Source organism: Glutamicibacter sp. AGC46 (genome assembly GCF_053543715.1).
On sequence record NZ_JBLVOJ010000012.1, the window covers coordinates 1 to 10,379 of the forward strand.

Annotated in this window: 14 protein-coding genes; 10 read left to right on the plus strand and 4 right to left on the minus strand. The window is 61.8% G+C overall.

What is annotated here, in order from left to right:
* Positions 1-110 precede the first annotated feature (110 nt).
* The gene (locus tag ACNPM8_RS08150) at positions 111-581 is read right to left on the minus strand and encodes a hypothetical protein (protein WP_448939622.1); all 471 of its coding nucleotides are present in this window, start codon (positions 579-581) and stop codon (positions 111-113) included.
* Positions 582-871: 290 nt separating this feature from the next.
* Between ACNPM8_RS08150 and ACNPM8_RS08155 the strand changes: the two genes are divergently transcribed.
* The 7 genes from ACNPM8_RS08155 (at position 872) to ACNPM8_RS08185 (ending at position 5,287) form a co-directional block, all read left to right on the plus strand.
* Positions 872-1,429, plus strand: a complete 558-nt coding sequence (locus ACNPM8_RS08155) for a dihydrofolate reductase family protein (protein ID WP_105662675.1) — start codon at positions 872-874, stop codon at positions 1,427-1,429.
* A gap of 210 nt (positions 1,430-1,639) precedes the next feature.
* The gene (locus tag ACNPM8_RS08160) at positions 1,640-2,509 is read left to right on the plus strand and encodes a glycerophosphodiester phosphodiesterase (protein WP_105657872.1); all 870 of its coding nucleotides are present in this window, start codon (positions 1,640-1,642) and stop codon (positions 2,507-2,509) included.
* 5 nt (positions 2,510-2,514) lie between these two features.
* A complete protein-coding gene (locus ACNPM8_RS08165) occupies positions 2,515-3,201 on the plus strand; it encodes a hypothetical protein (protein WP_332728627.1) in 687 nt (228 codons plus the stop codon).
* On the plus strand, positions 3,182-3,913 hold the full coding sequence (locus ACNPM8_RS08170; protein ID WP_448939623.1) for an AzlC family ABC transporter permease: 732 nt from the start codon (positions 3,182-3,184) through the stop codon (positions 3,911-3,913). Before ACNPM8_RS08165 ends, ACNPM8_RS08170 begins: the two co-directional genes overlap by 20 nt.
* On the plus strand, positions 3,910-4,227 hold the full coding sequence (locus tag ACNPM8_RS08175; RefSeq protein WP_105657874.1) for an AzlD domain-containing protein: 318 nt from the start codon (positions 3,910-3,912) through the stop codon (positions 4,225-4,227). The genes ACNPM8_RS08170 and ACNPM8_RS08175 overlap by 4 nt, the downstream gene beginning before the upstream one ends.
* A gap of 53 nt (positions 4,228-4,280) precedes the next feature.
* Positions 4,281-4,601, plus strand: a complete 321-nt coding sequence (locus tag ACNPM8_RS08180; RefSeq protein ID WP_105662672.1) for a thiamine-binding protein — start codon at positions 4,281-4,283, stop codon at positions 4,599-4,601.
* The gene (locus ACNPM8_RS08185; RefSeq protein WP_105662671.1) at positions 4,598-5,287 is read left to right on the plus strand and encodes an O-methyltransferase; all 690 of its coding nucleotides are present in this window, start codon (positions 4,598-4,600) and stop codon (positions 5,285-5,287) included. The genes ACNPM8_RS08180 and ACNPM8_RS08185 overlap by 4 nt, the downstream gene beginning before the upstream one ends.
* On the opposite strand, the gene ACNPM8_RS08190 is transcribed toward ACNPM8_RS08185, so the two are convergent.
* Positions 5,284-5,664: a hypothetical protein gene (locus tag ACNPM8_RS08190; RefSeq protein ID WP_105657877.1), complete on the minus strand. Its 381-nt coding sequence runs from the start codon at positions 5,662-5,664 to the stop codon at positions 5,284-5,286. The genes ACNPM8_RS08185 and ACNPM8_RS08190 overlap by 4 nt on opposite strands.
* 152 nt (positions 5,665-5,816) lie before the next feature.
* On the opposite strand from ACNPM8_RS08190, the gene ACNPM8_RS08195 reads away from it, so the two are divergent.
* Together ACNPM8_RS08195 and ACNPM8_RS08200 are read left to right on the plus strand one after the other, a co-directional pair.
* A complete protein-coding gene (locus ACNPM8_RS08195; RefSeq protein ID WP_448939624.1) occupies positions 5,817-6,323 on the plus strand; it encodes an N-acetyltransferase family protein in 507 nt (168 codons plus the stop codon).
* Positions 6,316-7,143, plus strand: coding sequence for a spermidine synthase (locus ACNPM8_RS08200; protein ID WP_448939625.1), 828 nt, complete (start codon positions 6,316-6,318; stop codon positions 7,141-7,143). The genes ACNPM8_RS08195 and ACNPM8_RS08200 overlap by 8 nt, the downstream gene beginning before the upstream one ends.
* On the opposite strand, the gene ACNPM8_RS08205 is transcribed toward ACNPM8_RS08200, so the two are convergent.
* Together ACNPM8_RS08205 and ACNPM8_RS08210 are read right to left on the minus strand one after the other, a co-directional pair.
* A complete protein-coding gene (locus tag ACNPM8_RS08205; RefSeq protein WP_181148870.1) occupies positions 7,140-7,649 on the minus strand; it encodes a DUF2087 domain-containing protein in 510 nt (169 codons plus the stop codon). The genes ACNPM8_RS08200 and ACNPM8_RS08205 overlap by 4 nt on opposite strands.
* Positions 7,650-7,741: 92 nt before the next feature.
* Positions 7,742-9,193, minus strand: coding sequence for an NCS2 family permease (locus ACNPM8_RS08210; protein WP_448939626.1), 1,452 nt, complete (start codon positions 9,191-9,193; stop codon positions 7,742-7,744).
* Positions 9,194-9,362: 169 nt separating this feature from the next.
* On the opposite strand from ACNPM8_RS08210, the gene ACNPM8_RS08215 reads away from it, so the two are divergent.
* Positions 9,363-10,340 carry a universal stress protein gene (locus ACNPM8_RS08215; protein ID WP_332488837.1) on the plus strand — a complete coding sequence of 326 codons (978 nt, stop codon included), beginning with the start codon at positions 9,363-9,365 and terminating at the stop codon, positions 10,338-10,340.
* Positions 10,341-10,379 lie beyond the last annotated feature (39 nt).

The window sequence follows — 10,379 nt, forward strand, 5'->3', positions numbered from 1 at the left end:
CCTGGCCCCTGCACTTGTTTAAGCACTGTTCCTGTTGGCTTGAGGCCTGCCTATTATCGAAGCATCGCAATCGCTTTGAACCGCTTCAAGCAGTCCAAGGAGTGAGAAGACTAGTGGGCTGCTTCTTCGGCTTCAATTATTGACTCGAGTGCCAGGTCTTCGATGGTGAGCATCACGGTGCTATCCGACCGGTCAAATAGCTGCAGGGTGATGCTCCGGCCATTACAGCGCCACATGCCCACCGACTGATCTTCGTCGTCCCAAGGGCGCTCAGGAGTGCCATACAGTTGGGAAAGCTGCGCCTGCAGGGCTTCGTAGCCATACTGGGCCACCGGGTCCTGGGCGTTCAGCGATCCGTAGAGGTGGGTGCAGACGCTGAGGAATTGCTGACGGTAAGTATCCCAAAAACTCACCATTTTTCCTGGGAGGCCGAGGTCTAGGCTCATCATTTGATGTGGTGAATCGTGGTCTTCGGCATCAACGTTGTTTCCGGAAACGAATCCAAGGGCACCGAACAGGACTTCACGCTCGACTTCGGTCTTTGGCCAGGGGCCTTGGACCAGGCCCTGGACAATGGGCATGAGGTCGCGGGGACCAGGCGACAAACTTGGGGATGAGTCTGGTGGCGGCATACTGCGAGCCTACCTTTGACGCTTAGTCTCCCGGAAGATGAGCGTGAAACTGTTTTTCGCTTACAGGTTCTGCATCCAACGCAGATGCTGGGCGGACATCGCCGATGCGAACGGGCCTGTCTCTGCTTTCGCACCGGTTGCCTGTTGATGCATCGTCGCTGCTTGACGTGGCTGGCCGGCAACCCTACAGTCAAGGCACCGGGGACCTGGTGGTGAGGCTATAGCTACAGGAGCTTGCGATGGGACAATTGACATTCAGCATCAACGTCACGCTGGATGGCTGTGTAGATCATCGCGAAGGCATCGCCGACGACGAATTGCACGACTACTTCACACGACTGATGAATGCGCACGGAGCGATGCTCTGGGGGCGTGCCACCTACGAGCTGATGGAAGATTACTGGCCGGCCGTCGCTCATGGAGATATCGCAGCGCCACCAGCGCTGCTTCGCTGGGCGCAGCAGCTGGAGGAGAAGCCCAAGTACGTTGTCTCAAGCACCCGCACCGCGTACTCGTGGAAGAATTCGCACTTGCTAAGCGGCGACCTACGCGCCTCGGTGCAGAAGCTGAAGGACCAGTACCCCAATGGAGTGCTGCTCGGTAGCGGCAAATTGGCAACGGTTCTGGACCGGATGGAACTTATCGACGAATACCACTTCCTAGTCCATCCAGTCATCGCCGGGCATGGACCAACCCTGCATGAGGCAGGATTGCAGGATTCCCGTCACCTCCAGTTGATATCAGCGCAGCCGCTGGCCAGCGGGGCAATCGCAGCCAGCTATCGGCGTGCAGGCTGATTCCCATGACGATGGCGATTTTGCCTTGGAATTCCGGGGCAGAATCAGGAAAGCGGACACCTTTTCTTGCCGGGTAACTTCGTGTTTTGCACGATGGCAGCAAGTGCTTGCATCCGCAGGCCGAAGCCACGAAAGCAGTCGAAGAAATAAGCGTCTTGGCAGAGGGCAATCTGCGTTGCCAAGGAGCGATGATCGCGTAGCGTAGGAATTATGGATACGCTTTTTTTCGCCCATCGCGGCAGCTCCCATAAATATTCGGAGAACACTCGTGCTGCCTATCTGCAGGCCATCGACGAAGGCGCCGATGGAATCGAATGCGACGTCCATCTGAGCAAAGACGGAATCGTCGTCTGCCACCACGATCCAACAGTCGACCGCACCTCTGATTCAGCCGGTCTGGTTGCCGGATTTACCTTGGCCCAGATGAAAGCCATGGACTTCACTGGAGTCGTTCCGAGCATGGTCCCGGCCGAGTACGGGGCGGAGAATGAACAGCTCCTGAGCCTCGGCGAACTTTTCGAGCTCATTGAAGCACGCGGCAAGCCAATTGGCCTGGCTATCGAAATCAAGCATCCAAGCCCCTATGGCCACCTGCTCGAAAAGGGTGTGCTGCAGGTTCTCGCAGCCCATGGCTTCGACCCGCAGACGGGCACGGCCGGCTCGCAAGGGCAGATCGCGGTGACCCTGATGAGCTTTGAGCCGAATTCCCTGCGCTATCTGGCACGCACCGTCAGCACTTCACTATTGTGCCAGCTGATGACCGAGGTCAACCCGGACTATGTCCGGCAGCTCATTGATTCCGGCGACCTGGGGCGAGCAGGTGTCTACGATGTTCTTTACCGCTCCGTGCCTGAAGGAATCGAACTGATCAACGCAGGGGGAGCTGGCATCATTGGATCCGGGGTCGCCTGGACCCGAGCCAATGAGCATCTTGTGCGCCGATGGCTGGAACAAGGGCTGAAGGCGCGCATCTGGACGGTTGACCGTCCCGCGGATGCGCAATTCCTGGTGGACCTGGGTGTCGGGGAATTGACGAGCAACCGCCCGGCAGAACTGCGCAAAGAATTGGAGCTGAGCTAGGCCACATGAACACCGGAGAAATCGCACAGGTCAACCTGTACCTGCAGGACACGTACATTTTTGCTGCGGAGGCCCGAGTCATTGCAACGGGAAGCGGCGAAGACGGGCAGTGGATTGCCCTGAGCCCCAATATCTTCCATCCCCGTGGTGGAGGCCAGCCCGAAGACTCAGGCACCGTGGACGGGCTGCCTGTCTCAGTCCAGCGCGACGCGAATGCACTGGTGGTCTTGTACGGCGCCGGCGCCCGGCAGGTGGGTGATCAGGTCCTAGCTGAGATCGATGGCGAGCTGCGCCTTTCCCATGCCGCATTGCACACCGCAGGGCACGTCCTGGGCTTCGCTGGCGAAGACCGCGGCTGGCAGCACCAGGGCCACTCGCACTTCCCTGGGCAGTCGCGCCTCGACTTCGATCCGGCCAGCCTCGACCTGCCATTGGGCGATGAGAACGAACGGGCCGCCGCCAAGGCCTGGCTCCAAGGACGCGTCGATGAACTCATCGCTGGCGGCGGAGAAATCACAACGGCCACCGATGCTCAGGGCATCCGTACCGTGAGCATCGCCGGGGTGAATGCCGAACCTTGCGGTGGCACCCACGTGAAGCACCTGAACCAGCTGCAGCACGTTCAGATCGGCGACGCAAAGGTCAAGCGCGGTGTCTACAAGGTCAGGTACGATGCACGCCACGTCCGCTAGCTGGTTCACTCCGGCGACCAGGATGGGCCTTTCCATCGCGATCGCCACCGGGCTCTACGGCATTTCCTTCGGGGCCCTGTCCATTGCTGCAGGACTGGATCTGTGGCAAACCGTTGCCTTGAGCGCCTTGATGTTCACCGGCGGATCGCAGTTCGCCTTTATCGGCGTGATCTCAGGCGGAGGTGCTGCCTCGGCAGCGTTCTCCGCCGCTTCGCTGCTGGGAATCCGCAATGCCGTGTACGGGATGCAGATCAAGCAGGCATTGCGGCCTTTGGGACGGCATGTGCCCTGGATGGCCCAGGTGACCATCGATGAATCCACCGCAGTCAGCTTGGGGCAATCGGACCTGGCCGAGAAGCGCCGTGGTTTCTTCACCGCCGGGGTGGGCGTCTACATCCTGTGGAATCTGTTCACCCTCGTCGGAGCCTTGCTCGGAGAACGCATGGGGGACCCCGCGGCTTGGGGGCTCGATGGCGCCGCGGTCGCCGCCTTCATCGGTTTGCTCTGGCCGCGCTTGAAGTCAGTTGAACCGGTCATGATCGCGATTGCGGCCGCAATCCTCACCGCGCTGGCTGTGCCGGTCACCGCGCCGGGCTTGCCGATTCTGGTAACCGCGGCCTGCGCTGCGATCTACGCGGTGGCCACCGGCCGCCGGACCCCGGCTGCGACCGAGCACGGCGATCTGGAAAGCATTGAGGAGGACCAGCCTTGAGCGAATTGAGCTGGTGGATTCTGGGAGCCTGCCTGACGGCCTACGCAATCAAGCTCTGCGGCTACTTTGTGCCACGCAAGGTTCTGGACTCGCCGACCATGTCCCATGTCGCGGCCACGCTGACCATTGCGTTGCTCGCCTCGTTGGTGACGGTCAACGCCTTCACCTCCGGGCAGGAACTGGTGATTGACGCCCGTATCGGTGCGCTCGCGGCGGCGATTATCGCCCTGGCTTTCAAGGCACCCTATCTTGTCGTCGTTGTCGTCGGTGCGCTGGCGGCCATCGTCTTGAGGGCGAGCGGACTAGCTGCCTAGATATTGCCTGCAAGGCGGATGACAAGCACAAGGCGTAGTGGGACAGTGGAAGCATGATTGTAGCTTTCTCCGTAGCCCCAAGTAACGACAACCCCAACGGTTCGGTCCACGATGCAGTGGCCGAAGCGGTTAAAATCGTCCGCGATTCTGGCCTCCCCAATCGCACCAGCTCCATGTTCACCGAGATCGAAGGTGAATGGGACGAAGTCATGGAGGTAGTCAAGCAAGCCACCATGGCCGTTGGCCGATTCGGTTCGCGCGTCTCGCTGGTGTTGAAAGCCGATATCCGCCCCGGTTACGACGGCGAGCTCGATGGCAAAATCCAACGCCTGGAGAAGGCTATTGAGGATAGCGAGGAGAACATGCCGTCATGATCCACCATTCTGCAGAGCACCATGCCGCAGCCGTCGATGAATATTTGGAACAGGCGCTGGGGCTGCGCGTTGATGCCTTGGAGGCAGGCCGGGAGCATTCCCATAGTTCCGGGCTTCCGAGGATTGAAGTCAGTCCTGCCCAGGGAAAGTTCCTCCAGCTGCTCACCGAGATCACAGGTGCCCGGAGGGTCCTCGAGATCGGAACCCTCGGGGGCTACTCCACCAGCTGGCTCGCCCGGGGCGTCGGTGCAGCTGGTACCGTCATCAGCTGCGAATTTGAACCCCTGCATGCCTCGATTGCGCGTGAGAACTTGCAGCGGGCAGGGCTTTCAGAACGTGTTGAAATCCGGTTGGGGGCCGCTCAGGGTTCCATGGATTCGCTGATTTCCAAACGCGTTGCACCATTTGACCTGATCTTCATAGATGCCGATAAGCGCAACAACGTGCCCTACCTGGAACGCGCACTGGAGCTGGCGCATTCAGGCACCGTGCTGGTGCTCGACAACGTGGTGCGCAGCGGCGCGGTCTTGGATGACCCATCCCGGAATGGGACGCAAGAAGCCGATGTTCGCGGAATCCAGGACTCTTTGCGGTGGTTGCGCGATGACCCGCGCGTATCAGCCACGGCGCTGCAGACTGTAGGCGTCAAGGGGTGGGACGGGTTCGCGCTAGCGCGAGTCCTCTAGCGCGTTGGATAGCGTTCGGGGCGCTCGAATTCGAGTTCCCCGGCTTCATCGTGCTTGAACGGCGGCGACTTCAGGATCAAGAAGTACACGCCCAATCCGCAGAGAATGCCCATCGGCGGTCCGACCCACAGGGCATAACCGGTATTGCGCACCAGCCCCGCAACTACCGGGCCAACCAGCATGGGAACGATGTAGTAGTAGTGGTCCGGTTCGGCCGGGCCCCAGAAGCGTTCGAACCTGGCCAGAATGCTGAAGCCGGCGGCTAGGAGAACGCAACCGAGCAAAATCACCCAGAAGGTCGAGGAAAGGCTGATGGTCAGGGTCAGGGAACCGACAAGGCCACCAGTCAAGGCAGCGTATTTTGTATTCCGGTTCAAGTCCGACCCTCCTTTGAGCCAAAAAGTTTACGACTACGTGAATATTTTTTCAAGCATTTGGACAGTCCGCAATACTACTTTAGTAGGAGGGGGCCTTGGTGCGTTGGAAGAAAATAGCGAAGTCACTGCCGTAGGCTAGAGAAGTGCCGCAAATGAACGACTACCGAATCCGACTGGCTACTGAACAAGACGTCCGCCCAGCGCTGCAAATGAAATTGCAAGCCTGGCGAGAAGCGTACGCCACACTTCGCGATGAGTCCTTTTTCGCCCACCATGAAGGCCAACTTGATGGCCAGACAGCCTGGTGGGAACGCGGGCTGGCATCCGGAGCGCAATTCTTCATCGCGGAAGACCGTGATGGCCGCATCATCGGGCTAGCCGGTGGAACTCCGGCCATCGAAGAAGACCAGGATGCCGGTGTGGACGTCGAATTGGGCATGCTCTATGTCCTGGAAGAGTACTACGGTACCGGACTGGGCCAGCACCTCTTCGATGTTGTCCTTGGACAGCACGACGCCCTGGTCTGGGTCCTGCAAGGCAACGAGAGGGCCCTGGCCTTCTTCGCGAAGCAGGGATTCACGCCTGATGGAACCAGTGAAGCCCTGACTGGCAGCTGGAATGGCTTAATCGAACAACGAATGGTGCGCGCGCGTGGCTAGGGATGCCAAGGAATCAATGCTCGGAGAGTATCCGATCGACACCGGAACGGCGATCATTGAAGCTGATCCCTACGGCGCCAGCCGCTATATCCTGAAGGTCAACGGCGTGCCCTCCTCCCATGTGGACCTGGAGGACCCGGCCTACCTCGATTTCGAGTACATGCGCTGGATGGAACCAGTCTTCGCCATCGGTTTCCCGGCCGGGCAATACGACGGGCGCGCCCGCAAGCTGCGCGTGCTCCACCTTGGCGGAGGTGGCTGCTCCATGGCCCGCTGGGGCGCGGCCAGCTATGAAAACGCCCGGCAGGTCGTGGTGGAGCTGGATGCCAAGCTGGCCGAGCTGGTGCGCGTCCACTTCGAGGTTCCGCGCGCTCCGCTGGTACGCCTGCGCGTGGGAGACGCAGCCCAGGTGCTGCCCACCTTGAGCGATGCGAGCCGCGATGTGATCATCCGCGATGTCTTCGCCGGGAGCACCACCCCGCGCGTGCTGACCACGGCGGACTACGCCCGCGAAGCCCAGCGCGTGCTGGATGCCGGGGGCGTCTACCTCATGAATTGCGGCGATACCGCGGACCTGTCCGGCGCCAAGGCGGAAGCCGCGACGCTGCTGGAGGTCTTCGAGCATGTGGCCATGATCGCCGACCCGCCGATGCTCAAGGGCCGGCGCTACGGGAACATCGTGTTCCTGGCCAGCGACGAACCGCTCAAGCTCGGCCCTGCATTCGAACGCAGCCTGCGCACTGCGCCGTTGCCGGCGCAGCTGGTTTCCGGGGCGGCAGTGCAGCGCTTCGCCACCGGGGCCGCGCCGATTACCGGCTAGCTCCCGGGGCCCATCCGGTATCCGCTCCCGTCTGCTGCGCGCTGCAGCAGGCCGTGGTCAACCATGTAGCGGCGCAGCAGCGCGACGTCCGGGTGGAATACCCGCAGCCGTTCATTGAGCTGCTCTTCGCGCAGTTCGTCCCCGGCTCCTATCACCGCATTGCGCAGGTAGACCAGCACTTCATGGCGGTCCGCTGGTTTCGCCGGGAGGCTATGCAGCCGGTGTCCGTCGAAGAAGCGGCGGATCCCGACGCGGTCGGCCTTCGCGGCCGAGGCCGAAGCCAAGGTCTTCTCCAGCAGTTCGTCGTTCAGCGCCCAGCCGGACCCCTCTTGGCGCAGAAGCCCGATGCTGGCCCAGCGCTCCAAGTCCTTGCGTTCGGACTTATTGGCCTGCTCGGGTACCCCGTGCCCGCTCAATACCGCCCCGAGAAGCCGGCGCATCGAGGGGTTCTTCAAGCCTGCGGCCACCTGGATCCACTGCCCAGCGGTGTTCTGCTGATCGCTCATAGTGCCCATCCTAGCCAGTTCCCGCCGGGCCGGAGGCAAAAAACGCCCCGTCATCGCCGGAGCAATGACGGGGCGCCTGGAGGGCTTCGGGGCTATTTGACCCCGGCCCACATCTCAATCAGTCCGATGCCGAAGAACAGCACGAAAGCCGCGGAAACAACCCACATCAGCGGGTGGATTTCCTTGGCGCGACCCTGCGTGGCGCGGATGAAGACGAAGGAGATGAAGCCGGCACCGATGCCATTGGCGATCGAGTAGGTGAACGGCATCAGGGTGAAGGTCAGGAAGGCCGGCAGCGCGATGCCCCAGTCGTTCCAATCGATCTTGGAGACCTGGGTGATCATCATGAAACCGACCACGACCAGTGCCGGCGCCACGGCTTCGAAAGGCACCAGGTAGATCAGCGGGCTCAGGAACATCGCGACGATCATCAGCAGGCCGGTGACTACCGAGGCCAGGCCGGTACGGGCGCCCTCGCCGATTCCGGCGCCGGACTCCACGAAGATCTGCGCCGAGGAGCTGGAGGTGCCGCCGCCGACGATCGCGCCGGCCGCATCCACCAGCAGGACCTTGTCCACGTTGGGGATCTGCCCGTTCTCGTCCATGGAACCCGCTTCGGAAGCCAGGCCCACCATGGTGCCCATGGCATCGAAGAAGATCGAGAGCAGGATGACGAAGGCCAGCAGCGAAGCGGCGGTGGCGCCGATCTTGCTGAAGGCGCCGAATACGCTGACCTGGCCGATCAGCGACAGGTCCGGAAGGGTCCACTCCGGCAGCGACGGAACCACCAGCGACCAGGTGTTGGTCTCCATCGCGCCGATGTGGAAGACGGCTTCGAGGATGTTGGCAAGGATCGCCGAAACGACGATGCCGATCAGGATCGCGCCCTTGACCTTGCGCACCACCAGGGCCATGGTCAGCAGCAGGCCGACCACGAAGACCAGGATCGGCCAGCCCATCAGCTCTCCGTCGAAGCCCAGGCCCACCGGAACGGTGGTGTTCGCGGCATCCGGGAGGCGCTGGACGAAGCCGGCGTTGACCAGGCCGATCAGTGCGATGAACATGCCGATGCCCACCACGATGGCGGTTTTCAATCCGGCTGGAACCGCATTGAACACCGCGGTCCGGAACCCTGTGAGCACCAGGCCGAACATGACCACACCCGCAATGAGCACCAGGCCCATGACATCAGCCCAGGTCAGTTCCGGGTTGGTTGCCACGGTGATAGCGACGAAGGCGTTGACGCCCAAGCCGGTAGCCATGGCGAATGGGTGGCGGGCCCAGATGCCCATCAGGATGGTCAGGATGCCGGCGACAAATGCGGTCACCGCGGCAACGCGCTGGATGCCCAACTCGCCGCCCGAGGAATCGGCACCGGAAAGAACCAGCGGGTTGAGGACGACGATGTAGCTCATCGCGAAGAAGGTGGCGATGCCGCCGCGAACTTCGGTGGAGAACGTTGAACGCCGTTCCGAAATCTTGAAGTATCGGTCGATGCGCGCGGCCATAGCATTCCCGGACGCGGTTTGTGTGGAGGAGGACATGGAAAAATTCTATGACGTTTCGGGCGCTGATTCATATCGATCCGAGTGTCCAGTAGGCTGTACGCGAAAACTTTAGACCCAACTCACACCTAGAACTGCGGAAGCAAGTACATTGGTGGTAAGGGAAATCACATCCCGTTATATCTGAGGTAGTTGAGGAGCGAGTCTGATGAGTGACGAAGCACCAGTCGCAGCAGAGAAGATTGAAGGAATTGTCGTTGGCGTGGACGGATCCCAGCAGAGCAGATGCGCTTTGCGCTGGGCCGAACGCGAAGCGGTACGCCGCGGCAGCGTGTTGAATATCGTGTCCGCCTACACCATCCCGGTGTTCGCCGCGTCCTCCATGGACGCAGGCTACTCGACCCTGGATGACGACCTGATCCGCGGGGGAGCCGAGGACATTGTGCGCCAGGCGCGCGCAGAGCTTGAAGGCAGCACGGCGGCCATCCGCACCTATATCGAATCCGGGGACCCGTCCGGCGTGCTGCTGGACCTGAGCCAGGACGCCGAATTGGTAGTGGTCGGAACCCGTGGCCGCGGTGGCTTCGTTGGCCGCCTGCTCGGCTCGGTGTCCTCGGCACTGCCCGCGCACTCCAAGTGCCCGACCGTCGTGGTTCCGCTGGCCATGGCCAAGGAGCAGGAAGAGGCCGGTGCCGCCGCGGCGTCGAACCGCAACTGCATCGTGGTCGGCGTTGACGGTTCAGACCGCGCGCGTTCAGCGGTGCTGGCAGCCGCGGACGCGGCCATCGCCAGCGACCTGACGCTGCGCCTGATCTGCGCGGTGCCGCCGGTGGGGGCGGCGCTGGCATGGATGCCGGCGACCGTTGACCAGGAAGCCGTGCTGGAAGATGTGCGCTACCAGATGAGTGTGGGCTCCAAATGGCTGAAGTCGCACTATCCGGCGCTGAAGATGGAAACCGATGTGGTCTCCGGGCCTCCCGTCGAGGTGCTGATCCGCGAATCCGAGCATGCGGTACTGACCGTCACCGGCTCGCGGGGCCGCGGCGGCTTTACCGGGATGCTGCTTGGCTCAACCTCGCAGGGCGTCTTGCACCACTCCAAGGGCCCGGTGATGGTCGTGCCGGACTCGGATGACCCTCGCCTGGAGAACCGCAAGGACTTCGATACGCGGGCGCAGGAGCAGTGACCGCACGCCTGTAGCCAGAATGCAGGAAGGGGGGGGACC

Coding starts and splice junctions, on each gene's coding strand:
- ACNPM8_RS08160 (WP_105657872.1), top strand. CDS start 1,640: ATGGATACGCTTTTTTTCGCCCATCGCGGCAGCTCCCATAAATATTCG.
- ACNPM8_RS08205 (WP_181148870.1), bottom strand. CDS start 7,649: ATGAGCGATCAGCAGAACACCGCTGGGCAGTGGATCCAGGTGGCCGCA.
- ACNPM8_RS08215 (WP_332488837.1), top strand. CDS start 9,363: ATGAGTGACGAAGCACCAGTCGCAGCAGAGAAGATTGAAGGAATTGTC.
- ACNPM8_RS08155 (WP_105662675.1), top strand. CDS start 872: ATGGGACAATTGACATTCAGCATCAACGTCACGCTGGATGGCTGTGTA.
- ACNPM8_RS08165 (WP_332728627.1), top strand. CDS start 2,515: ATGAACACCGGAGAAATCGCACAGGTCAACCTGTACCTGCAGGACACG.
- ACNPM8_RS08170 (WP_448939623.1), top strand. CDS start 3,182: ATGCACGCCACGTCCGCTAGCTGGTTCACTCCGGCGACCAGGATGGGC.
- ACNPM8_RS08180 (WP_105662672.1), top strand. CDS start 4,281: ATGATTGTAGCTTTCTCCGTAGCCCCAAGTAACGACAACCCCAACGGT.
- ACNPM8_RS08210 (WP_448939626.1), bottom strand. CDS start 9,193: ATGTCCTCCTCCACACAAACCGCGTCCGGGAATGCTATGGCCGCGCGC.
- ACNPM8_RS08185 (WP_105662671.1), top strand. CDS start 4,598: ATGATCCACCATTCTGCAGAGCACCATGCCGCAGCCGTCGATGAATAT.
- ACNPM8_RS08195 (WP_448939624.1), top strand. CDS start 5,817: ATGAACGACTACCGAATCCGACTGGCTACTGAACAAGACGTCCGCCCA.
- ACNPM8_RS08150 (WP_448939622.1), bottom strand. CDS start 581: ATGCCCATTGTCCAGGGCCTGGTCCAAGGCCCCTGGCCAAAGACCGAA.